Consider the following 24,024-nt stretch of genomic DNA (forward strand, 5'->3'; position numbering starts at 1 on the left):
TGTTGGCATGTCGTTATGCCCGGCACTCATTTCTATGCACTGCGTTGCAGGGCTGATACTCTTCCGGGACGCCCTGAATGACCCGACAGACTTGATCGAACTGCTTACCTTCATCGCCGTCGGCGCTTTCGCCCAGCTGATCGACGGCGCGCTCGGCATGGCTTATGGCGTGACCTCGGCGGGGCTGCTGATGGGGCTTGGCATGCCGCCGGTCGCCGCCAGCGCCAGCGTCCATTACGCCGAGACGTTCACCTGCGGCGCCTCGGGTATCAGCCATCTGATGGCCGGCAATGTGCGGCGATCGCTTTTTCTTGCGCTGGTGATACCAGGCGTACTGGGTTCCCTGCTCGGCGTGCTGGTCGCCGTCAATGTGCCGCCACAATGGATGCGGATCGCACTGACACCGTATCTGCTGGGCATGGGTCTGTTTCTGCTGTTTCGCCGCAGCCACCGGCCGGGGGAACGCACCGACGTGCCACGTGGCACCTCACCCATGGCACTCGCTGCCGGGTTTGTCGACGCGATCGGCGGCGGCGGCTGGAGCGCGCTGACCGTCACTATCCTGATTGCACGTGGCCTGCCGCCACGCGTGGTGATCGGCAGCGTGCACCTGGCCAAATGCGTGGTGAGCATCGCTGCCAGCATGAGCTTCCTGCTTACCATCGGCACCAGTCATGGCATGGCGGTGATCGGCCTGATCATTGGCGGCGTGCTCGCCGCACCGTTCGGCGCGCTGTTCATCCGCCGCATTCCGGCGCGGGCCGCAACCTTGCTGGCCGGCCTCGCCGTGCTCGCCCTGGGCATCAACAACGCCGTTCGCATGTTCGGCTGAGGCCAATCCAAACCCGGCCGCCGCCACTACAATGGGCGGATGAAACCCGCCAACCACCTACCGATTGAAGTCCGCGGCAGTGCCGCGCATCCGCTGGGCATGAGCCCGGCCCGATTCCTGCGCGACTACTGGCAGAAACGGCCGTTGCTGATCCGTCGTGCATTCACGGATTTCAAGCCACCGCTGCAACCGGACGACCTGGCCGGCCTGGCCTGCGAAGATGGTGCATTGGCCCGGCTGATCATCCACGACGAGAAGCGTGACCGCTGGCACGTCAATCCCGGCCCGCTGACCGAGGCCGATTTCAGCAAGACTCCCAATACCAACTGGACCCTGCTGGTGCAGGATGTCGACAAGTGGGATGCGGACGTCGCCGGGCTGCTCGATCACTTCAGCTTCCTGCCGAGCTGGCGCGTGGACGACATCATGGTTTCCTACGCTGAGCCGGGTGGCGGTGTCGGTGCGCATGTTGACCAGTACGACGTCTTCCTGCTGCAGGGCCTGGGCCAGCGCCACTGGGCGATCAACGACGATCCGATGGCGCCGAAGGAATTCCGCCACGACGTGGAACTGAAGCAGCTCGCCCACTTCGAGCCCACCCACGAATGGCTGCTCGAACCGGGTGACATGCTGTATCTGCCGCCAGGCGTGCCGCACGACGGTGTGGCTTTCGGTGGCCCGTGCATGACGTTCTCGATCGGCATGCGCGCGCCCTCGCAAGCCGAACTGACCGGCGACCTCGCCGATCATATTGCCGAGCATCTGCCGGAAGAACTGCGTTATGCCGATCCGGACCTGAAACCGGCCAAGGCCAGCGGTGAGATCGATCGTGCCGCGATCGAGCGTCTGAAATCGGCCCTGCCGTTTGCCGCAGTGCTGCGTGACGACATGCTGCACGACTGGTTCGGCCGCTTCATCACCCGCTACCGCAACGCGCAGATACCGGCGCCGCTGGACAAGCCACTGAGCGAAGAGACATTGATCAAGCAGCTCGCTGCCGGCGCGCAGTTGCTACGTCATCCATGGTCACGGCTGGCCTGGAGCCAGGGCAAGTCCAACTGCACGCTATATGTCAGTGGCCACGCCTATCCGGCCACACCAGCGCTGGCACAGCAGCTTTGCGAACAACGCGTGCTCAGTTCCACCGGCAAACCGAACGCGACCGAACGCGCTCTGCTGCTGGCGCTGGTCAATGACGGCCATCTATTGCCGAGCAAATCCCGCCGTCGATGAAACTGCAGAACTTCCACGTCGAAGTCGCCGAATGGTCGCGCGAGGATCAGCGCACGGCCCTGCTCGATTTGCGCTACACGGTATTCGTGCAGGAACAAGGCGTTCCCGAGGCACGCGAGCGGGACGGCCTCGATGTGGATTGCTGGCACGTGCTGGCACGAGACGAAGCCGGCCAGCCGATCGGCTGCGGCCGGCTCACGCCGGCGCGCAAGATCGGCCGCATGGCCGTGTTGCCGACATGGCGTGGCCAGGGTGTCGGCGTGGCCTTGCTGCGTGAACTGATCGGACGCGCCCGCACCCAAGGCTTGCCGGAAGTCGCACTGGATGCCCAGGTCAGTGCACTCGGTTTCTACGAACGCGAAGGTTTCATTGCCTATGGCGATGAATTCGAGGACGCCGGCCTGCCGCACCGGAGCATGCGCCTGTCCCTGCCAGCGGACAGCATCGACGACGCACCAGCACGTGACATCGGTGCCTTGCCTGCCACCACGCGCAGCGAAACCGCCGCAGCGCGACTGCAGTTGCTGGGCGAGGCACGACATCGGTTGGCCATCTACATGCCGCAGCTTGGCAACGACAGCTACGCCAGCATGGAAGAACTGGCCGAACTGCGGCGCATCGCGACCTCCGGTCGCAGCGCGCAGATCCGCATCCTGCTGCATGACCCCGAGGCGGCCTTGCGCAACGACCATCGGCTGATCACGCTGGCGCAGCGCCTCCCGAGCATGATCCAGATCCGCATGCCGGTGGAGGAAGCCGATCTGACCTACGCTTCGGCCTATCTGCTCAACGACCTCGGTGGCTATCTGTTTCTGCCCGAGGCAGGTCGTGCCCAGGGCCGCGCAGCCCGTCACGACCGGGCTGCACACGCACCCCTGCAGCAGCATTTCAATGAAGTATGGGAGCGTGCCGAGCGCGCCGGCATGCTGCAGACGCTGGATATCTAGCTGCAAGCTGCGACTGAACACCAGCTGGCCGCCTGCCGCGGACACCAACTCACGGCAACAACCATGAAAGTGCATGAAACCGGTGTCTGCACCGCATGCCGATGGCACGGCGCCTGCCCACAGCCCATTTCCTGCCGCTTTCGGGGTGTCGCGGCGCAGCAGGCCAAGGCTATAATTGACCGGATTCTCTCCACTCGTCCGTTTGAGCGGTTGGTCGGACTTGAAAACCGACATAACGCTGCGACTTCCCAGCTCACACGGATGGCTGCAAGCATCCCTTCCCTGCCGGTGGTGACGTGAGTACAAACCTGATCCGCGAGTTCTTCGATTCCTCCCAACTCGCTGGCGGCAACGCCGATTACGTCGAATCGCTTTATGACGCCTGGTTGGCCGACACCTCTTCGGTGTCTGCCGATTGGGCCAGGTACTTTGAGACCTTCAAGGGCCGTGAGTCGGGAGACGTATCCCATACCGCGGCCATTGCACGTATCGAGGCCGCCCAGAGGCAGCGCCATGTCAACGGCGCAGCCGCTCCGATGAGTGACGAGCACGCACGCAAACAGGCCGGTGTGCTGCGCCTGCTGACCGCCTACCGCTCGCGCGGCCACCTCGCCGCCAATCTCGACCCGCTCGGCCTTGCCGAGAAGATGCCTGCGCCGGATCTCGGCCTGGCCTTCCATGGCCTCACCGATGCCGACCTGAACACCGAATTCGATACCGGCAACTATGCCGGTAGCGGTCAACGCCTGAAGCTGGGCGACCTGTTGAGCCGCTTGCAGAAGACCTATGCCAGCACGATCGGCGCCGAGTTCATGCACATCAGCAACCATGAGCAGCGCCACTGGATCTACAGCCGGCTTGAGCAGGCTGCCGGCAAGAGTCCGCTGGACAAGGCCGGCAAGCAGCGCGTGCTGGACGGCCTGACCGCAGCCGAAGGCCTGGAACGCTATCTGCACACGAAATACGTGGGCCAGAAGCGCTTCTCGCTGGAGGGCGGCGACAGCCTGATCCCGATGATCGACGACGTCGTGCGTGCCGCTGGCGACAACGGCATCAAGGAGCTGGTGATCGGCATGGCCCATCGTGGCCGCCTCAACGTGCTGGTCAACATCCTCGGCAAGCCGCCGAAGACGCTGTTCGACGAGTTCGAGGGTCGCTTCGAGCATCCGGACGACCCCGCACACTCCGGTGACGTGAAGTACCACATGGGCTTCTCCGCCGACGTCAAGACGCCCAACGGCGGCACGCACGTCGCGCTGGCGTTCAACCCGTCGCACCTGGAAATCGTCAATCCGGTGGTGACCGGTTCGGTGCATGCGCGCCAGACCCGCCGCCGCGACACCATGCACACGCAGTCGATGGCCGTGGTGATCCACGGTGATGCCGCGCTGGCCGGCCAGGGCGTGAACATGGAACTGTTCAACATGTCGCAGGCCCGCGGCTTCAAGATCGGCGGCAGCCTGCACATCGTGGTGAACAACCAGGTGGGCTTCACCACCTCGAATCCGCAGGACGCCCGCTCCACCATGTACTGCACCGATCTGGCCAAGATGGTCAATGCGCCGGTGCTGCACGTGAACGGCGACGATCCGGAAGCAGTGATTGCCGTCACCCGCCTCGCCTATGATTTCCGCAAGCAGTTCCGCAAGGATGTGGTGATCGACCTGGTCTGCTACCGCCGCCACGGTCACAACGAGGCCGACGAGCCGGCCGCCACCCAGCCGGTGATGTACCAGATCATCCGCGCCCGCCCGACCACGCGCGACCTCTACCAGCAGCAGCTGGTGAAGGATGGCGTGCTGGCCGAGGGCGACGCCCAGAAACAGTTCGAGGCCTATCGCGACCGTCTGGAAACCGGCGACACGATGACCGAGCTGGATCCCTCGCCGGCACGCGATATCCATATCGACTGGGCCCGCTTCAACGGCAAGCTGTCGACCAAGACCGATACCAGCGTGCCCAGGCAGCGGCTGGTCGAGCTGGCCAACACGATTCTCGACCTGCCGAAGGATATGGTGCTGCAGGCGCGCGTGGCCAAGATCTACGACGATCGCCGCAAGATGGCTGCCGGCGAGCTGCCCGGTGACTGGGGCTTTGCCGAGAATCTGGCCTACGCCACCTTGATCGACCAGCAGCACAACCTGCGTCTGGTCGGCCAGGATTCCGGCCGCGGCACATTCTTCCACCGTCATGCCGTGTTGCACGACCAGAAGGACGGCCATACTTATATGCCGCTGGCGATGGTGCGCGAAGGCGCCGACGTCGAAGTGATCGATTCCCTGCTCAGCGAGGAAGCGGTCATGGCGTTCGAATACGGCCACGCCACGACCGATCCCGATACGCTGCATATCTGGGAGGCCCAGTTCGGCGACTTCGCCAATGGTGCCCAGGTGGTGATCGACCAGTTCATCAGCTCCGGCGAATCGAAGTGGAACCGCCTGTGCGGTCTGGCGCTGTTCCTGCCGCACGGCTATGAAGGCCAGGGTCCGGAACATTCCTCCGCACGTCTGGAGCGCTTCCTGCAGCTGTGCGCATTCGACAACATGCAGGTCTGCGTGCCGACCACGCCGGCGCAGGATTTCCACATGATCCGCCGGCAGATGCTGCGCCCGGTGCGCAAGCCGCTGATCGTGATGACGCCGAAATCACTGCTACGCCACAAGCTGGCGGTGTCCACGCTGGACGAGCTGGCCAACGGCAGCTTCCAGCTGGTGATCGGCGAGCATCGCGAACTGCAGGCGAAGAAGGTCAAGCGGGTCGTGCTGTGCTCGGGCAAGGTCTATTACGACCTGCTGGAAGAATCCGACAAGCGCGGCTTGCAGGATGTCGCCATCGTGCGCGTCGAGCAGCTGTACCCGTTCCCGCGTGCCGAAGTCACCGCCGAACTGGACAAGTATCCTTCCGCCAAGGAAGTGATCTGGTGCCAGGAAGAGCCGATGAACCAGGGCGCATGGTTCCAGATCCGTCATCACCTGCAAGCCTGCATCGGCAGCAAGCACAGCCTTTCCTACGCGGGGCGCGCTCGCTCGCCGGCACCGGCTGCCGGTCATCTCAACACCCATGTTGCCGAACAGGCAGCGCTCGTCGAGCAGGCACTGGTCGCGCCAGTCGGCACCGACCACGCGGCAGAATAAAAACCAAGGATACCTATGTCCATCGAAGTCAAAGTCCCCGTTCTGCCCGAGTCCGTCTCCGACGCCACCATCGCCAGCTGGCACAAGAAGGCCGGCGACGCGGTGAAGCGCGACGAGAACCTGGTCGATCTCGAAACCGACAAGGTGGTGCTGGAAGTGCCCTCGCCGGTCGATGGCGTACTGAAGGAGATCCGCCAGCAGGTCGGCGACACGGTCAACAGTCAGCAGATCATCGCGATCATCGAGGAAGGTGCGGTTGCTGCCGCACCGGATCCGGTCGCAGCACCTGCAGCTGCGACACCGGCTCCGGCCGCCCCCAAGCCTGCTGCCAAGGGTGCCGCGGATCTCTCCCCGGCTGGCCTGCGCGTCGCCACCGAGCAGAGCATCGATCCGTCCAAGGTCGCCGGCACCGGCCGCGACGGCCGCGTGACCAAGGAAGACCTGGTCAATTACGGCAAAGGCGGTAACGCTCCAATCGCAGCTGCGCCGGCCGCCGCACCGACGCCTGGCTCGCGTCCGGAAGAGCGCGTGCCGATGACCCGCATGCGCGCCAAGATCGCCGAGCGCCTGATGCAGTCCAAGAACTCGATCGCCATGCTGACCTCGTTCAACGAGGTGAATCTGGCCGAGGTGGTGAAGATGCGCAAGACACTGGGCGAGCAGTTCGAAAAGTCGAACGGCGTCAAGCTCGGCTTCATGAGCTTCTTCGTCAAGGCCACTGCCGAGGCGCTGAAGCGTCACCCGATCGTCAACGCGTCGGTCGACGGCAACGACATCATCTATCACGGCTACCAGGACATCTCGATCGCGGTGTCCACCGAGAAAGGTCTGGTCACGCCGGTGCTGCGCGACGTGCAGGACATGAGTTTCGCCGATATCGAGAAGGGCATCATGGCGTACGCCAAGAAAGCCCGTGACGGCAAACTCGGCCTGGACGACCTGCAGGGCGGCACCTTCACGATCACCAATGGCGGCACCTTCGGCTCGCTGCTGTCCACGCCAATCGTCAATCCGCCGCAGAGCGCGATCCTCGGCATGCACACGATCAAGGATCGCGCCATCATCGAGAACGGCCAGGTCATTGCCGCCCCGATGATGTATATCGCGATCTCCTACGACCATCGCATCATCGACGGCAAGGACGCGGTGCTGTTCCTGGTCGACATCAAGAACCAGCTCGAGAATCCGCAACGTATGCTGCTCGGACTCTGATCGCTGCGCCACCTTGATCGCCATGGCGATCAAGGTGAATCGGCACCGAGGCTCCGACGTGTGAATCTTGCTGTGCATCGCTTTCAAGTGTTGCGTTTTCAGTCTTGATGCCCATCTCCGCTACATCCGCGAGTGAACTGACTCGCCGAATAAGGAAGATTTTCATGAGCGACAAATTCGACGTCATCGTCATCGGCGCCGGCCCGGCCGGCTATGTGGCCGCGATTCGCGCCGCACAGTTGGGCCTTAAGACCGCCTGCGTGGATGCCTTCGCCGGCAAGGACGGCAAGCAGGCACTCGGCGGCACCTGCCTCAACGTGGGCTGCATCCCGTCCAAGGCGCTGCTCGATTCCTCGCGCCAGTTCCACAACCTCACGCACAACTTCGGCGTGCACGGCATCACGGCCGACAACGCGAAAATCGACGTACCCACCTTCGTCGGCCGCAAGGACAAGATCGTCAAGCAGTTCACCGGCGGCGTGGCACAGCTGTTCAAGGCGAACAAGATCACACCGTACTTCGGTACCGGCAAGCTGCTCAAAGGCAACAACGTCGAGATCACCGGTGCCGATGGCGCCAAGCAGACGATCAGCGCGACCAATGTGATCCTCGCCTCCGGCTCGGTGCCGATCGAGCTGCCGTTCGCGAAGTTCGATGGCAAGTCGATTGTCGACAACGCTGGTGCACTGGACTTCACCGAAGTGCCGAAGCGCCTGGGCGTGATTGGCGCTGGCGTGATCGGTCTTGAGCTCGGCAGCGTGTGGAGCCGTCTCGGTGCCGAAGTCACCATCATCGAAGCACTGCCGGAATTCCTCGCCGTGGCCGATGCCGACGTGGCCAAGGTTGCCGCGAAGGAATTCGCCAAGCAGGGGCTGACCATCAAGCTCAACGCCAAGCTCAACAAGGCCGAAGCGAAGAAGGATGGCGTGCACCTCACCTATACCGACAAGGACGGCGAGCAGAACCTCGTCGTCGACAAGCTGCTGGTCGCAGTGGGTCGCCGCGCCTACACCGCCGGCCTGCTGGCCGATGACACCGGCGTGAAGCTGGACGAGCGCGGCCGCATCGTGGTCGACGAGCACTGCCATACCGGCGTCGACGGCGTGTGGGCGATTGGTGACGCCGTGCGCGGCCCGATGCTGGCGCACAAGGGTTCCGAGGAAGGCGTGGCCGTGGCTGAGTGGATCGCCGGCAAGGCCGGCCACGTCAACTACGATACGGTGCCATGGGTGATCTACACCGAGCCGGAAATCGCCTGGGCCGGCAAGACCGAGAAGGAATTGAAGGACGCCGGCATCCCGTACAAGATCGGCACGTTCCCATTCGCCGCGATCGGCCGTGCCGTTGCGATGAACGAAGCCGTCGGCCAGGTGAAGATGCTCGCCCATGCCGAGACCGATCGCATCCTCGGCGTGCACATGGTCGGCCCGGGCGTCTCCGAGCTGATCGCCGAGTGCGTCGTCGCGATGGAGTTCAAGGGCTCGTCCGAGGACCTGGCGCGCATCGTCCACGCACATCCGACCCTATCGGAAGCCGTGCACGAAGCCGCGCTGTCGGTCGACAAGCGCGCGATCCACAAGGGCAACTGAGGTCAGGACGACTTCATGCCGTGCAGGCCATGGATGGCCGGTGACACGGAATCCGCGGCCCGCTCGTGGCGACATGAGCGGGCCATTTGCTTTTGTGACATATGCCGAAGCACTCTTCACCGTCATTCCAGCGCAAGCTGGAACCCAGCGACTTTAGCGCCTGAGGCCGAAGGCACTGGATTCCAGCTTGCACTGGAATGACGAACACTTTCTTCTGCGCACCACGATATTCCCATGCCCAAGCCAAACTCTCTCTGCGTCTACTGCGGCTCCAGCCCCGGCCACCATCCCGAATACACCGAGCAAGCCCGTGCGTTTGGTACCGAAATGGCCCGTCGCGGCATCGCCCTGATCTACGGTGGCGGCAAGGTCGGCCTGATGGGCACCGTGGCCGATGCCGTGCTGGCAGGCGGCGGCAAGGTCATCGGCGTGATTCCGCGCCAGCTGGTGGAGCTCGAAGTGGCGCACCCCGGTCTGAGCGAGCTGCAGGTCGTCGAGACCATGCACCAGCGCAAGACGCGCATGTATGAACTGTCGGACGCGTTCGTCGCGTTGCCGGGTGGCTTCGGCACGATGGACGAGATGTTCGAGATGCTGACCTGGGCGCAGCTCGGCCTGCATCGCTATCCGTGCGCGTTCCTCGATGTACGTGGCTATTACAACGGCTTGCGTACCATGATGGATCACATGGTCAGCGAAGGTTTCGTGCGGGCCGGCCAGCGCGAAAGTGTGTGGCTCGGCGACTCGATGGCCGCACTGTTCGACTGGATGGACAGTTACGACGGTGGCAGCGCATCGCGCGTGATCGGCCCGTCCAGCATCAAGGCCTGAAACCGGAGATCCAGGATGAGCACGTTCCGCGCCTTTCGCATCCACAACGATGATGCCGGCTATCGCGCCGGCATCGAGAGCATGACCGCTGATGCACTGTCGCCTGGCGAAGTGCTGGTCAAGGCTGCGTATTCGTCAGTGAACTTCAAGGATGCACTGGCCGGTACCGGCAAAGGCAAGATCCTGCGTCAGTTTCCGCTCAACGGCGGCATCGACGTGGCCGGCCATGTGGTTGCCTCCACCGATCCCGTGTTCAGGGAAGGCGATGCGGTGTTGTGCACTGGCTCAGGCTTGTCGGAAACCCGCGATGGTGGTTACGGTGAGTACGCGCGTCTCGACGCGCGCTGGACGATCCCGCTGCCGTCAGGCCTGAGCCTGCGCGAAAGCATGATCCTCGGCACCGCCGGCTTCACCGCTGCGCTGGCGTTGTTGCGCATGCATGACAACCGGCAGACGCCGGCGCTCGGGCCACTTGCCGTGACCGGGGCCAGTGGTGGCGTCGGCCAGCTTGCGATCGATATCTTCACCCGCGCCGGCTACGAAGTGCATGCGATCAGCGGCAAGGCCGATCACTTCGATTTCCTGCGCAGTCTCGGCGCAACATCGTGCGTCGACCGCCATGCTCTCGCCTTCAGTGGCAAGCCGATGGATTCGGTTCGGTTCGGTGGCGCACTGGACAACGTCGGCGGCGCCATGCTGGCCGGCCTGCTGCCGCTGATCGCGCCCTACGGCAATGTGGCGATCTGCGGCAATGCCGGCGGCATCGCGTTCGACAGCACCGTGATGCCGTTCATCATCCGCGGCGCCAGCCTGCTCGGCATTGCTTCAGCCGGCACGGCCCGCGACATTCGCGACGAGGTCTGGCAGCATCTGGCCAGCGACTGGAAGCCGAGACACCTGGAGCGCATCGCCACGCGTGAAATCAGCCTCGATGAACTGCCCGGGGTGTTTGCGCACATGCTCGCCGGTGACTCGTTCGGCCGCACCTTGGTACGCATCGGCAGCACGGTTTGATGAAACCATGCTTGGAAGTCGCTTCGCCACAGCTTAGAATCAACGAAACTCGCTGGGGACCACCACCTTATGGCACGTATCCTGATCGTCGACGATTCCCCGTCCCAGTTGCTGGGCATCAAGCGGATCGTCGAAAAACTCGGGCATGAGACTCTTTCCGCCGAAGACGGCGCCGCTGGCGTGGAAGTAGCCAAGCAGGAAAAACCCGACCTGATCCTGATGGACGTGGTGATGCCCAATCTCAACGGATTCCAGGCCACCCGTACAATCAGCAAGAATGCCGACACCGCGCATATCCCGATCATCCTGGTGACCACCAAGGATCAGGAAACCGATCGGGTCTGGGGCATGCGCCAAGGTGCGAAGGCCTACGTGACCAAGCCGATCAAGGAAGAGGAACTGGTCAAGGCGCTGAACGAGTTCCTGCCGCACTGAGCCGATTCGGCAACGCTCCAGATTCAGCAAAACGGCGCCTCTCGGCGCCGTTTTTCATTGACTGACCGGGGCCCTGCTTAGCGACGCGGGTCATAATCCTTGAAGTGTTCGTGCAACGCTTCGTAGGCCGCGCGCTGATCGTCACTGTCCGCCAGCGGGATACGGATCGACAGTTCCACCATCTGATCGCCCGGATGCGCGCCTGGCATGCCACGACCCTTCAGGCGCAGCTTGCGGCCCGACTGCGAACCTGCAGGTATGCGCAGATCCACCGTACCAGCCAGGGTCGGCACCGGCACCGTGGCACCTAGCGCCGCTTCCCAAGGCGTGATCGGCAACACATGCACCACGTTGCGACCGTCCAGGCGGAAGCGCGCATCGTCGTGAATGCCCACTTCCAGCAGCAGATCCCCATTCGGCCCACCAGCCATGCCTGGCTGGCCCTGGCCGGAGAGGCGGATCACCTGTCCGGGATTGATGCCGGCCGGAATCTTCACTTCCAGCACGCGCTCGCCACCGGCCGGATCATGCATCGCCAACCGCGTACGACCACCGTCGAACGCCGTCTGCAGGTCGATCCGCACCGACGCCTGCACATCCTGGCCACGACGTGGTCGCGGCTGACCACGCTGTCCACCACCGGCTGCACCACGGCCGAACAGGCTCTCGAAGAAATCGCTGAAATCGCCGTCGTCTCCGCCACCGAAGCCTTGTTGCCCTTGCCAACCCGGTGGCGGGCGGAACTGCTCGCCCTGCCGATAGCCGCCGGCGCGCAGCTGGTCGTAGGAGCGCCGCTTCTCGGCGTCCTTCAGTACTTCGTTAGCCTCGTTGACCGACTTGAACTTCTCCTCGGCACCGGCTTCCTTGTTCTTGTCCGGATGGTATTTGCGCGCCAGCTTGCGATACGCCGCCTTGATCTCGGCTTCGCTGGCATCGGGCTTCACACCCAGGATCTCGTAATAGTCTTTGAATTCCACCAATACTCCCCAACTCACGCAAACCGCGGTGGATCGACTCCGCCACGGGCAAGACCTGCATCTGACTCAGTGATTGCTGCTGATGGTAATGCGTCCCGGCGTCGCCGGCGCTTTCTTCACCAGATGTCGCCGCGAATCGATTGCGCTCAATCACTACTTGTCACAAGAAGTAGGTCCAGCTGCCGACGATTCAAGGCGACAGCCCATCGCCGGGCGATTTAGCATGGCGAAGCTTCCCCCATCCCGAGACCCGCATGACCATCCAGCCTGGCAACACGATTCCCGATACCACCATTCAGGTCATCGACGGCGAGATAAGGCCAGACCATACCGGCGAACTGTTTGCCGGCCGAAAAGTCCTGCTGTTCGGCCTGCCCGGCGCATTCACCCCGACCTGCTCGAACAAACACCTGCCCGGCTATATCAGTCATTACGCCGAATTCCAGCAACGCGACATCAGCGTAATGTGCCTCGCCGTCAACGATGCCTACGTGATGCAGGCCTGGGCCGCCGCGCAACAGGTTCCCGCCGGGCTGCTGATGCTGGCCGACGGCAACGCCAGCTTCACCCGCGCACTGGGACTGGAACTGGATGGCACCGCGTTCGGCATGGGGCTGCGCACGAGGCGCTTTGCGCTGTACGCGGTAGATGGCGTGGTGCGTCTGCTGCAAGTCGAAGCGCCCGGCGAACTGCGGGTTTCCAGTGCGGAGGCGATGCTGGCGACGATCGGGCATTGAGGTACCCGAACTGATGCGTTTAACCCGATCGAGTCCTTTCTATATCAATGCTTGGGGATACTCCATGCGTCACGACGCTCGCAGTTTGTTCCTTGTCATCGTCATCCCTGTGCTTGTATCTGGATGCACCACCTTGGCGGGCAAAATGGTTTCAACGCACATCTACGAGATGCGTGTCGATGGCGGGAATGCGGTTTATTCCAAACCGGAGCATTGCAGCAATCCTAGCTATAGCGTCACTTATCATCCCAGCGATGATGCCAAGTTGACACTTACCGATATCTCGGGCAACGGAAACATTGAGTTTGATGTTGAGATAACACTTAAAACTAATGCGACGTTTTTTTTCGTTTCTTCAAGTATCACGGCATCGTCCAGCGAATGGAAAAAACCCATCAACGTTCCGTTGCCTAAATTCTCTTCCTATCAAAAAAATGGAACGCAAATTTTTCCATTGAGTGAACTTACAGGACCAAAAGAAAATACACCGACAGCGACGCCCTCGCCCTACTACACCACACATTTTTTTAGCTCGTACACTTATTCTGGAACGGTTGACGGCAATATTGATCGTGTTGATGAGCTCACCATTAATTTGCCTGCTGCTGTTGTGGATGGTAAACATGTCGAGTTCGGACCTATCGTTCTTCACGACAAAAAACTTACTTACTTTCAAAGCTCGTGCTTGCGCTAGAGGTATAAAAACCAGCCTCGCTATGCAGCTGCCGTACTATATGTGGCAGTGAGACACTCGTAGTAACTATCGAGAGGTCTACCTAGCTAATAATGGATTTGATGCACAAAAGAAAAACCCCGGCATGCCGGGGTTTTTCTTTCAAAACAACATCAGACTCATTCTTACGTGGCTGTCGGCTCAATCGTGTCCGAGTCTCCACCATCGACCGGCGCCGGAACATCGGCGACCACACCTTCCTCGCCATTATCCTCATCCGCATCCAGCCGCATCACGCTGACAAGTTTTTCATCAGCCGGCAGCTTGATCAGGGTGACGCCCTGGGTGTTGCGGCCGAGCTGCGAGACTTCCGCCACGCGGGTACGCACCAGCGTGCCCTGGTTGGAGATCAGCATCAGTTCGTGGGCTTCGGTGACCTGCACGGCACCGACCAGCGCGCCATTGCGTTCGGAGCACTGGATGCCGATCACGCCCTGGGTGCCGCGGCCCTTCTTGGTGAACTCGACCAGCTGGGTGCGCTTGCCGTAGCCACGTTCGGTCGCGGTGAGGATGTCACCTTCGGCGGCCACGATCAGCGAAACGACCTGCGCGCCTTCGGCCAGCCGCATGCCGCGCACGCCGGTGGCGGTACGGCCCATCGAACGCACGGTGTTCTCGTCGAAGCGGTTGACTTTGCCGTTCGACGCGAACAACAGGATGTCGCTGTTGCCGTCGGTGAGTTCGACATTGACCAGCGCATCGCCCTCGTCGAGCTTGATCGCGATCTTGCCCTTCTGCAGCTGGAACGCGAACTCGGTCAGCGGCGTTTTCTTCACCGTGCCATGTTTCGTTGCGAAGAACACGAAGCTGTCGTCGCGGTACTCGCGTACCGGCACCACGGCCTGCACCTTCTCGCCCGCGCCCAACGGCAGCAGGTTGATGATCGGCTTGCCGCGCGCGCCGGGGCCGGCGTCCGGCATCTGGTAGACCTTGAGCCAGTAGACGCGACCGGTGCTGGTGAAAGTGAGCAAGGTGTCGTGCGTGTTGACCACCCACAGCTGTTCGACGAAATCCTCGTCCTTCAGCGCCGAAGCGGAACGGCCCTTGCCGCCGCGCTTCTGCGCGCGATAGGTGCTCGCCGGCTGACGCTTGATGTAGCCGGTATGCGACAGCGTGACCACCACGTCTTCCGGCGCGATCAGGTCTAGGACGTTGAGATCTTCCTGCGAATGCTGGATCTCGGTGCGGCGGGCATCGCCGAATTCGGCCTTGACCGCTTCGAGTTCGCCACGGATCACCTCGAGCAAACGCTCGGGATTTTCCAGGATCTCGATGAGGCCGCGGATGGTTTCCAGGATCAGCCGGTATTCGTCGGAAAGCTTCTCCTGCTCCAAGCCGGTCAGGCGATGCAGACGCATCGCGAGGATTTCCTGCGCCTGCACGTCGGAGAGCTGGTAACCGTCGGCCTTCAGGCCATCGCGCGGATCCATGTCTTCCGGCCGCGACGCGCCGGCGCCGGTGGCCGACAACAGCGCACCGACCATGCCCGGCTGCCACTTGCGCGCCAGCATCCGCTCGCGCGCTTCGGCCGGCGAAGCCGAGTTCTTGATCAGCTCGATCATCTCGTCGATGTTGGCCAGCGCGACGGTCAGGCCTTCGAGGATATGCGCGCGGGCGCGGGCCTTGCGCAGCTCGAAGATGGTGCGACGGGTGACCACTTCGCGGCGGTGACGAATGAACGCCTCGAGGATGTCCTTGAGGTTCAGCAGCTTCGGCTGGCCATCCAGCAGCGCCACCATGTTGATGCCGAACGTCACCTGCAGCTGGGTCTGCTGGAACAGGTTGTTCAGCACCACATCGCCCATCGCATCCTTGCGGATCTCGATGACGACACGCATGCCGTCCTTGTCGGACTCGTCGCGCAGCTCGCTGATGCCTTCGAGCTTCTTTTCCTTGACCAGCTCGGCGATCTTCTCGATCAGCCGCGCCTTGTTCACCTGGTACGGCAGCTCGTGGACGATGATCGTCTCGCGGCCGTTCGGCTCGGTCTCGATCTCGGCCCGCGCGCGCACCAGGATGCGGCCGCGACCGGTGCGGTATGCCTCGATGATGCCGGACGAGCCGTTGATGATGCCGTAGGTCGGAAAATCCGGCCCCGGGATGTAATGCATCAGGTCGTCGATCGAGAGCGTCGGCTCATCGATCAGTGCCATCGTCGCCGCGATCACCTCGTTGAGGTTGTGCGGCGGGATGTTGGTGGCCATGCCGACGGCGATGCCGGCCGAACCGTTGATCAGCAGGTTCGGCACGCGCGCCGGCAGGACCAGCGGCTCGTGTTCGCTCTCGTCGTAGTTCGGCCCGAAGTCGACGGTTTCCTTGTCGATGTCGGCCAGCAGCTCATGCGTGAGCCGCGACATGCGCACCTCGGTGTAACGCATCGCGGCGGGATTGTCGCCGTCGACCGAACCGAAGTTGCCCTGGCCGTCGACCAGCATGTAGCGCAGCGAGAACGGTTGCGCCATGCGCACGATGGCATCGTAGACCGACGCATCGCCGTGCGGATGGTATTTACCGATCACGTCACCGACCACACGGGCAGATTTCTTGTACGGCTTGTTCCAGACGTTGCCCAGTTCATTCATCGCAAACAGCACGCGACGATGTACCGGCTTCAGACCGTCGCGTACATCCGGGAGAGCGCGACCCACGATCACGCTCATGGCGTAATCGAGATAACTCTGGCGCATCTCGTCTTCGATATTGACGCGAATGATTTCTTTGGCGAGTTCTGCCATGAATCGGCTTCCCTGATAACGAAAAAAAGGACGCTGGCACCGCGCCTCAAGCGCATGCGCGAGCGACCCGAAATCAACCTGAAGAGTGTAGCACGAATGTCATCAAAACGACAGGATTTAGTCGTTTAAAATCAGTGACTTACGATGATGTCTTGGTGACCTTGAAAAGCACTCCGCGCGCTGTCGAAAAATTGACCAGCGCGGCCACTGCCGAACCCGCGGCCGCCGCCACGGCGGGCCAGCGATGCAGCGCGGGAAAGTTCATCAGCAACAGGGCATAAATCCCGTAATTGATCACTGCACCGAAGCTCATCAGCCCCACCCAGTGCAGCCATTCGGCATGCGCGGCACGATCGCTGGAGCGTGCGGCGAAGGTATAGCGACGATTCCACCACCAGGTGAACGTGGCCGCCAGCAGGAACGACAACACCCGGGCCAGGTAGGGGTTCCAGTTTTCGATGCCCACCAGCAGCTGCACGATGCCGGCGTCGACCACCAGGCCTCCGACACCACCCACTGCAAACAGCGTGATTTCGCGCGACAGCCTGATCATCCGAACATGGCCTGCATCGCGATGCTGTTCGGCCGCTCGATCACGCCGCGTTCGGTCACGATGGCGTCGATCAGCTCGGCAGGTGCCACGTCGAATACCGGGTTCCAAGCCTGCGCGCCGTCGATCACGGTACGCACGCCGTTGGTGCTGAGCAACTCGGCAGAATCGCGCAACTCGATCTCGATTTCCTCGCCACTGCCGGTGCGCATGTCGACCGTGGATGACGGCGCCACCACCATGAACTTCACGCCGTGGTACTTCGCGGCGATCGCCAGCTGGTAGGTACCGATCTTGTTGGCGGTATCGCCGTTGGCAGCGATCCGGTCAGCACCCACGATCACCCATTGCACGGCACCGGATTTCATCAGATGCGCCGCGGCGGAATCGGCAATCAGCTGTGCCGGAATGCCATCGCGCACCAGTTCCCACATGGTCAGGCGCGCACCCTGCTGCCACGGCCGGGTTTCGCCGGCATAAACCCGGCTGATCCGCCCCGCCGCCACGCCGGCACGGATCACGCCCAGCGCGGTACCGAAACCAGCCGTGGCCAGCGAGCCGGTATTGCAGTGGGTCAGCACGCCCGAACCGGATGTGATAAGCGAGGCGCCCAGTTCACCCATATGCCGGTTCGCAGCCAGATCCTCGTCCTGGATTGCCTGCGCCTCGCGTACCAATGCCTCGCCGTCGGCCCCGGCAGCGATACGCTTCTTCATGCGATCCAGCGCCCACATCAGGTTCACCGCAGTGGGCCGTGCCGCGCGCAGCATCGCCAGCACGTCATCCAGCGCGGCATGTTGCTGTGCTGCCATCGCCGTACCCCAGGCCGCGGCAATGCCGATCGCGGGAGCGCCGCGTACAGCGAGGTCCCTGATCGCCTGGGTTACCTGCGCGGCATCGCGGCAATCGATCCAGAGTTCCTCATGCGGCAGCCGGCGTTGGTCCAGCAGGCGCAGATGATCGCCGCGCCATTGCACGGCGCGGATGCGGTCGTATCGGTCGTAGTCCATCGGAATGATCTTTTACTCGAACAGGAACGGTGCCAGCGGATGACCCGAAGCCCTAGTGCATCAGGGCGCTTCGGGCATCACCAACCACATGATCAGATACAGCAGGATGCCGGATCCGCCCATCAGTGTAAGGATGATCCAGCCGACGCGCACCAGGGTCGGATCCCAGCCGTAATACTCGGCAATGCCACCGCACACGCCGGCAAGCGAGCGGTAGCGGCGAGAACGATACAGACGCTTTTCCAAGAATTACACCTCGCTGGTCGTGGGTATCAATCGCGTGCCCGCAGCCACTGGTGGATTGCCGGTGGCACTTCGCGCTGCGCGCGGCCTGACACGTAGATGCCGATATGGCCACCCTTGAACGCGAGCTGGGTGTAATCGGTAGTGCCAACGTGCCTGCCCATTGCACGCGAGGCATCCGGCGGCACCAGGTGATCCTGCTCGGCAAAGATGTTCAGTACCGGATGGGTCACCAAGCCCAGGTCCACCGGCTTGCCGCCGATCTCCAGGGTGCCCTTGACCAGCTTGTTGCCCTGGTAGAAATCCTTGATGAACTGGCGGAACGCCTCGCCGGCCTGATCCGGCGAATCGAAGATCCAGCGCTCCATGCGCAGGAAATTTTCAAGCTCGGCCGGATTGTCGAGGATGTCGACCATGCCGATGTACTTCTGCTGGTTCAGCCGCACCGGCTTCAGCGTGAGGTAGACGTAGTTCATCAGCCCGGCGGGGATATTGCCCATGGTGTCGACAAACAGGTCCACGTCCATGTTGCGGCACCAGTGCGACAGCATGTTGTCCGGCGTATGAAAATCCACCGGCGTGACCATCGTGATCAGATTCTTCACCTTGTCCGCGTGCAGCGCGGTGTAGCAGAGCGAGAAAGCGCCACCCTGGCAGATGCCGAGCAGGTTGATCGCATCCAGGCCGTGCCGCTTGCGCACCACATCGACGCAACGATCGAGGTAACCGTTGATGTAATCATCAAGGGTCAGCCAGCGATCGGCACCATCGGGATAACCCCAGTCGATCAGGTAAACGTCCTCGCCCTGCTCCAGCAGGTTGCGCACCATCGAGCGGTCGGCCTGCAGGTCGGTCATCCACACCGTGTTGACCAGCGCATAGACGATCAGCAGCGGCGTCTTGGAGGTTGGCCTGCCAGTGCCCTTGAAATGCCACACCTGCAGCTTGTCTTCGCTGTAGACCAGTTCACGCGGCGTATTCGCGTATTCGGGTTCGCGCATGCTGCGCAGGTGACCCATGCCTGCCGCGAGCTTGCGCTGGAACGTGGCGATGTCGCCCAGAGCCTTGCTCGGATCGATGCGCAATGGCGTATGCATGACGAAGTCTCCTTACTTGCGCTTGGACGAGCTGTTGCGGGACTTGGAAGCGGCCGCGCTCTTGCGCGGCGCCGCAGCCGGAGACTTGCTGACGATCTTTCCTGCCGCCGATGCGTGTGTCTTCTTTGCAGCGGCGGCCGGCTTGGCGGTGGACGCAGCCACTACCGGAGCACTGGCGAGCTGGCGTTTGAGTGCCGCCAGTTCGCGGCGCAACGCCATGATTTCGTCGGCATGATCCTCCGGTGCCGACGTCTGACTGGCACGGAACTCGCGACGCAATGCCTGCAGCCTCTCACCAAGACTGGATACTTCGCTGCGTGTCGGCACACCCAGTTGCTGGCACATCTGTTCGGTCTGCTGCTGCTGCAACTGGCGTACATGCATCTGCGTGTTGACCATCTCGCCATAGGCTTCGCGGAATTCGTCCGAGAGCGCGATCTCGGCATAAGCTTCCTCGGCCGAATCCACCCAGAGGTCGTACAACGCCTTCAGCGAATCGATCTGGCGACCCGGCTCGGCATGTTGAGCCAGCTTGCCCTGCAGCCGCTCCATGCCTTGCGTGTTGGCGCGCTGGATCAGCGCCTGGTAACGCGCTGAAGCCTGCAACGAGGCCAGCACCGCGGCGCTCATCGCCTGCTGCTGCATTTGCTGTTCGCGGTTCAGTCCGAATGCCGGTGCCGGTCCATGCGTGCCGGGCAGATCGCCGAAGCCGCCGTGCTGTGCCGCCTGCCACCAGGACTGCCATTGCCGGGCAAAACCTTCTGCGCCGGCGCTGTCGATGCCGCTGAACGCCTGGGCAAACGGCTGGCTGGCGCCGCCGAACAACTGTTGCACTTGCTGACGCCAGTCAGCCGGCGGCGCCGCGGCACCGCCGGCGGCTGCACCCTGCATCCAGTCGAAATATCCCTTCAGACCGGCCAGGGTGCGTTCCAGCGTGTCGTTGCCGGATGCAGGTGCTGCTGGCGGTGTGAAAAAAGGATTGGCGACAGGCTGAGCTTGCTGCTGTTGCAGCTGACGTGTCCAGGCGTCCCACGATTGTTGTGCCAGCGTCTGGTAGTCCCTGATGAAATCGTTTGCCGGGTCAGCCATCGGTGCATCCTCGTACAAGGTTCCCTGCATCCTAGCAAAAGCCTGTTGCACAAAATCATCACCCTCGAAACGCACAAGGCCCGGCATGAGCCGGGCCTTGTGTATTCACACTACCGTGCAACTCAGGCGTTGGCGCTTTCGTCTTCCAGCACAGCCTTCATCGACAGGCGGATACGACCCTGCTTGTCCACTTCCAGCACCTTGACCTTGACGATATCGCCTTCCTTGAGCTTGTCGGAAACCTTCTCGACGCGCTCGCTGGAGATCTGCGACACGTGCACCAGACCATCCTTGCCCGGCATGATCGTCACGAATGCACCGAAGTCCATCAGCTTGGCGACCTTGCCCTCGTAGATGCGACCCGGCTCGACGTCAGAAGTGATCTGCTCGATGCGCTTCTTCGCCGCCTCACCTGCCTCACGATTGACCGAACCGATGATGATGGTGCCGTCGTCGCTGATGTCGATCGTGGTGCCGGTCTCTTCGGTGATCGAACGGATCGTGGCGCCACCCTTGCCGATCACTTCGCGGATCTTGTCCGGATGAATCTTGATGGTGATCAGACGCGGGGCGTACTCGCTCATCTCCGCACGGGCGGTGGTGATGACCTTGGCCATTTCGCCGAGGATGTGCAGACGACCACGCTTGGCCTGGGCCAGCGCCACCTTCATGATCTCTTCGGTGATGCCGTCGATCTTGATGTCCATCTGCAGCGCGGAGATGCCATCGGCGCTACCGGCCACCTTGAAGTCCATGTCGCCGAGGTGATCTTCGTCGCCCAGGATGTCGGACAGCACGACGAAGTCGTTGCCTTCCTTGACCAGACCCATCGCGATACCAGCCACCGGTGCTTTCAACGGCACGCCTGCGTCCATCATCGCCAGCGAGGAACCGCACACCGAAGCCATCGACGAGGAACCGTTGGACTCGGTGATTTCCGAGACCACGCGCACCACGTACGGGAATTCCTCGATGGTCGGCTTGACCGCCTGCACGCCGCGCTTGGCGAGACGACCGTGACCGATCTCGCGACGCTTCGGCGCACCGAAACGACCAGCCTCACCCACCGAGAACGGAGGGAAGTTGTAATGGAACAGGAACGGATCCTTCGACTCGCCTTCCGGTGCGTCGATGATCTGCGCGTCACGCGTGGTGCCCAGCGTGGCCACGACCAGCGCCTGCGTCTCGCCACGGGTGAACAGCGCCGAACCGTGGGTACGCGGCAGCACGCCGACGCGCACGGTGATCGCGCGCACGTCGTCGAGCTGACGGCCGTCGATACGCACCTTGGTCTTCAGCACGCTGTCGCGCATGGTGTGGTACTCAAGCTCGCCGAATTCCTTCGACAGCTCGCCTGCCGACCAGCCATTGGCTTCGGCCTGCGCCTTGAGCTCGCCCAGCACGTCGGCCTTGATCGCGGAGATCGCATCGCGGCGCTGCAGCTTGTCGCGCACCTGGAAGGCTTCTTCCAGCTTGCTGCCGACCGCGCCCTTGAGGGTGGCAACCAGCGACTCGTTGCGGGCCGGCGCCTGCCAGTCCCACGACGGCTTGGCCGCTTCGGCAGCCAGCTCGGCGATCGCACGGATCGCGACCTGCATCTGCTGGTGACCGAACATCACCGCGCCGAGCATGACGTCCTCGGACAGCAGCTTGGCTTCGGATTCCACCATCAGCACCGCACCGGCAGTACCGGCGACGACCAGATCCAGCTCGGAGGTCTTCAGTTCGGTGTGCGACGGGTTCAGCAGGTACTGGCCATTCGCGTAGCCGACGCGGGCGGCGCCGATCGGACCCTTGAACGGGATGCCGGCCAGCGACAGCGCGGCGGAGGCGCCGAGCAGCGCGACGATGTCGCCGTCAACCTCGGGGTTGAGCGAAACGACCTGCGCGATAACCTGCACTTCATTCTTGAAATCTTCCGGGAACAGCGGACGCACCGGACGATCGATCAGACGCGAGGTCAGCGTTTCCTTCTCGGTCGGACGGCCTTCGCGCTTGAAGAAGCCGCCCGGGATGCGGCCGGCGGAGTAGAACTTTTCCACGTAGTCGACGGTGAGCGGGAAGAAATCCTGCCCTTCCTTCTGCTTGGTGGCAGCCACTGCGGTGACCAGCACCACGGTGCCGCCCATGCTGGCCATCACCGCACCGGACGCCTGGCGGGCAATTTCGCCCGTCTCCAGCGTGACTTCGTGACTACCGTACTGGAATGACTTGGTTACTTTTGCCACGTTGTTCTACTCCTCGTCCGGTGGATTAACGGCGCAGGCCGAGGCGTTCGATCAGGGTCTGGTAGCGCGCAAGATCGCGATCTTTCAGGTAGCTGAGCAGACGCTTGCGCTGGTTGACCAACTTCAGCAGACCACGGCGGGAATGATGATCCTGCTTGTGTTCCTTGAAGTGGCCGGTGAGATGGTCGATGCGGGCGGACAGCAGGGCCACCTGAACTTCGGTCGAACCGGTGTCGTTCGGCACGCGGCCGAAATCAGCAATGATCTTGCCGGTCTGTTCTGCGGTAAGGGACATGGGTATACGTTTCCTTGGAAAGGCGATGCGAAGCTTGTGCTTGCATCATCGCGATGACGCAAGCACAAGCTTCGCCTAGATGAATGAAAGCGTTGAAATAACCTGTCTATTCTACTGACGGGAGTGGTGTTACAACAAGTGCGGAGCAGCTTATCCGCGCAATTTCTTCAGTCGGGCGGCAGGTTGAAGCCGCGCAGGATGCGCGCACGACCACCATCGTCCAGTTCCAGCAGCGCCAGCAGCGCACCATCGCTGGCAAACGCGGCAAAGCATCCACTTGATGGAGCCGACGGCAGCGCAATCTGCTGACCACGCGAGATTGCCATGCTCTGCACCTCATCGAGCCGCAGTGCCGGCAAATCGGACAATCCGGCCGATACCGGCAACAGATGCGCCAGCAACGCCTCATCACTCTGTTCCGATGCCTGCTGCAACGCTTCCAGCGTTACCATGCGCGGCTCGCGGAACGGCTCCACCCACAGCCGGCGCAGTGCGGTCAGATGCGCACCACAGCCCAGATCCTCGCCCAGATCCACCGCCAGCGAACGGACATAGGTACCGGAGCCGCATTCCACATGCAGCCTCAGTGTGTCGTCTGCGCGCGCCAGCAACTCGAGCTGGTGGATCTCCACCTCGCGCGGCGGCACGTCGACGATTTCGCCACGGCGCGCCTTCGCGTACAGCCGCTCGCCATCCTGCTTGAGTGCCGAGTACATCGGCGGCACCTGCTGGATGCGCCCACGCAACTTCGCCAGCGCCGCCTCGATGCGGGCATCATCGATCGCCGGCACCGGACGCTGCTGCATCATTTCGCCTTCGCAGTCGGCCGTATCGGTGGTGATGCCAAGCCGGCACTCGGCCACATAGGCCTTGCGCGCCCCAAGCAGGCTGCCGGCCAGCTTGGTCGCCTCACCGAAACACAGTGGCAACAGGCCGGTTGCCAGCGGATCGAGCGCACCGGTATGGCCGCCCTTGGCTGCGCGCAGCAAACGGCGCACGGATTGCAGCGCCTGGTTGGAGCTCAGACCCAGCGGCTTGTCGAGCAGGACGATGCCGTGCAGATCACGGTGCTGGATACGCGGAAGACGACTCATCGGTTCAAC

At 62.5% G+C, this 24,024-nt stretch carries 21 protein-coding genes; 11 read left to right on the top strand and 10 right to left on the bottom strand.

Going from position 1 to position 24,024, the window contains the following annotated elements:
- Positions 1 to 91 precede the first annotated feature (91 nt).
- From B0E51_RS05130 to B0E51_RS05170, 9 genes are all read left to right on the top strand, one after another.
- Positions 92 to 832 carry a sulfite exporter TauE/SafE family protein gene (locus B0E51_RS05130; RefSeq protein WP_254424415.1) on the top strand — a complete coding sequence of 247 codons (741 nt, stop codon included), beginning with the start codon at positions 92 to 94 and terminating at the stop codon, positions 830 to 832.
- Positions 833 to 871: 39 nt separating this feature from the next.
- A complete protein-coding gene (locus B0E51_RS05135; protein ID WP_077443784.1) occupies positions 872 to 2,065 on the top strand; it encodes a cupin domain-containing protein in 1,194 nt (397 codons plus the stop codon).
- Entirely contained in the window at positions 2,062 to 3,012 is a 951-nt protein-coding gene (locus B0E51_RS05140; protein WP_077443785.1) for a GNAT family N-acetyltransferase, read from the top strand. The genes B0E51_RS05135 and B0E51_RS05140 overlap by 4 nt, the downstream gene beginning before the upstream one ends.
- Positions 3,013 to 3,308: 296 nt before the next feature.
- Positions 3,309 to 6,146, top strand: a complete 2,838-nt coding sequence (locus tag B0E51_RS05145) for a 2-oxoglutarate dehydrogenase E1 component (RefSeq protein ID WP_077443786.1) — start codon at positions 3,309 to 3,311, stop codon at positions 6,144 to 6,146.
- A gap of 15 nt (positions 6,147 to 6,161) precedes the next feature.
- Positions 6,162 to 7,358 carry a 2-oxoglutarate dehydrogenase complex dihydrolipoyllysine-residue succinyltransferase gene (odhB, locus tag B0E51_RS05150; protein ID WP_077443787.1) on the top strand — a complete coding sequence of 399 codons (1,197 nt, stop codon included), beginning with the start codon at positions 6,162 to 6,164 and terminating at the stop codon, positions 7,356 to 7,358.
- A 164-nt stretch (positions 7,359 to 7,522) separates the two neighbouring features.
- Entirely contained in the window at positions 7,523 to 8,947 is a 1,425-nt protein-coding gene (lpdA, locus tag B0E51_RS05155; RefSeq protein ID WP_077443788.1) for a dihydrolipoyl dehydrogenase, read from the top strand.
- 234 nt (positions 8,948 to 9,181) lie between these two features.
- Positions 9,182 to 9,778, top strand: coding sequence for a TIGR00730 family Rossman fold protein (locus B0E51_RS05160; RefSeq protein WP_077443789.1), 597 nt, complete (start codon positions 9,182 to 9,184; stop codon positions 9,776 to 9,778).
- 15 nt (positions 9,779 to 9,793) lie between these two features.
- Complete coding sequence (locus B0E51_RS05165) at positions 9,794 to 10,792, top strand: YhdH/YhfP family quinone oxidoreductase (RefSeq protein WP_077443790.1); 999 nt, start codon at positions 9,794 to 9,796, stop codon at positions 10,790 to 10,792.
- A gap of 69 nt (positions 10,793 to 10,861) precedes the next feature.
- Positions 10,862 to 11,227, top strand: a complete 366-nt coding sequence (locus tag B0E51_RS05170) for a response regulator (protein WP_077443791.1) — start codon at positions 10,862 to 10,864, stop codon at positions 11,225 to 11,227.
- A 77-nt stretch (positions 11,228 to 11,304) separates the two neighbouring features.
- On the opposite strand, the gene B0E51_RS05175 is transcribed toward B0E51_RS05170, so the two are convergent.
- Positions 11,305 to 12,204, bottom strand: a complete 900-nt coding sequence (locus B0E51_RS05175; RefSeq protein WP_077443952.1) for a DnaJ C-terminal domain-containing protein — start codon at positions 12,202 to 12,204, stop codon at positions 11,305 to 11,307.
- Between the two features lie 254 nt (positions 12,205 to 12,458).
- On the opposite strand from B0E51_RS05175, the gene B0E51_RS05180 reads away from it, so the two are divergent.
- Complete coding sequence (locus tag B0E51_RS05180; protein ID WP_077443792.1) at positions 12,459 to 12,941, top strand: peroxiredoxin; 483 nt, start codon at positions 12,459 to 12,461, stop codon at positions 12,939 to 12,941.
- Between the two features lie 64 nt (positions 12,942 to 13,005).
- Entirely contained in the window at positions 13,006 to 13,635 is a 630-nt protein-coding gene (locus B0E51_RS19110; protein ID WP_143525795.1) for a hypothetical protein, read from the top strand.
- 164 nt (positions 13,636 to 13,799) lie between these two features.
- Here B0E51_RS19110 and gyrA read toward each other — a convergent pair whose 3' ends face one another.
- The 9 genes from gyrA to truB form a co-directional block, all read right to left on the bottom strand.
- A complete protein-coding gene (gyrA, locus tag B0E51_RS05185; protein ID WP_077443793.1) occupies positions 13,800 to 16,409 on the bottom strand; it encodes a DNA gyrase subunit A in 2,610 nt (869 codons plus the stop codon).
- A gap of 139 nt (positions 16,410 to 16,548) precedes the next feature.
- Positions 16,549 to 16,962, bottom strand: a complete 414-nt coding sequence (locus B0E51_RS05190; protein ID WP_143525796.1) for a GtrA family protein — start codon at positions 16,960 to 16,962, stop codon at positions 16,549 to 16,551.
- The gene (gene mtnA, locus B0E51_RS05195; RefSeq protein WP_077443794.1) at positions 16,959 to 17,969 is read right to left on the bottom strand and encodes an S-methyl-5-thioribose-1-phosphate isomerase; all 1,011 of its coding nucleotides are present in this window, start codon (positions 17,967 to 17,969) and stop codon (positions 16,959 to 16,961) included. The genes B0E51_RS05190 and mtnA overlap by 4 nt, the downstream gene beginning before the upstream one ends.
- Before the next feature lie 60 nt (positions 17,970 to 18,029).
- Positions 18,030 to 18,215 (bottom strand): PspC domain-containing protein, encoded by a 186-nt coding sequence (locus tag B0E51_RS05200; RefSeq protein WP_077443795.1) that lies wholly within the window; start codon positions 18,213 to 18,215, stop codon positions 18,030 to 18,032.
- A 26-nt stretch (positions 18,216 to 18,241) separates the two neighbouring features.
- Positions 18,242 to 19,309, bottom strand: coding sequence for a class III poly(R)-hydroxyalkanoic acid synthase subunit PhaC (locus B0E51_RS05205; protein ID WP_077443796.1), 1,068 nt, complete (start codon positions 19,307 to 19,309; stop codon positions 18,242 to 18,244).
- A 12-nt stretch (positions 19,310 to 19,321) separates the two neighbouring features.
- Complete coding sequence (locus B0E51_RS05210) at positions 19,322 to 20,398, bottom strand: poly(R)-hydroxyalkanoic acid synthase subunit PhaE (protein WP_077443954.1); 1,077 nt, start codon at positions 20,396 to 20,398, stop codon at positions 19,322 to 19,324.
- Positions 20,399 to 20,520: 122 nt separating this feature from the next.
- On the bottom strand, positions 20,521 to 22,626 hold the full coding sequence (gene pnp / locus B0E51_RS05215) for a polyribonucleotide nucleotidyltransferase (protein ID WP_077443797.1): 2,106 nt from the start codon (positions 22,624 to 22,626) through the stop codon (positions 20,521 to 20,523).
- Positions 22,627 to 22,651: 25 nt separating this feature from the next.
- Entirely contained in the window at positions 22,652 to 22,921 is a 270-nt protein-coding gene (rpsO, locus tag B0E51_RS05220) for a 30S ribosomal protein S15 (RefSeq protein ID WP_007513234.1), read from the bottom strand.
- Between the two features lie 167 nt (positions 22,922 to 23,088).
- Positions 23,089 to 24,015: a tRNA pseudouridine(55) synthase TruB gene (gene truB / locus B0E51_RS05225; RefSeq protein ID WP_077443798.1), complete on the bottom strand. Its 927-nt coding sequence runs from the start codon at positions 24,013 to 24,015 to the stop codon at positions 23,089 to 23,091.
- Positions 24,016 to 24,024: the final 9 nt, after the last annotated feature.

Source organism: Rhodanobacter sp. C05 (assembly GCF_002001165.1).
GTDB lineage: Bacteria > Pseudomonadota > Gammaproteobacteria > Xanthomonadales > Rhodanobacteraceae > Rhodanobacter.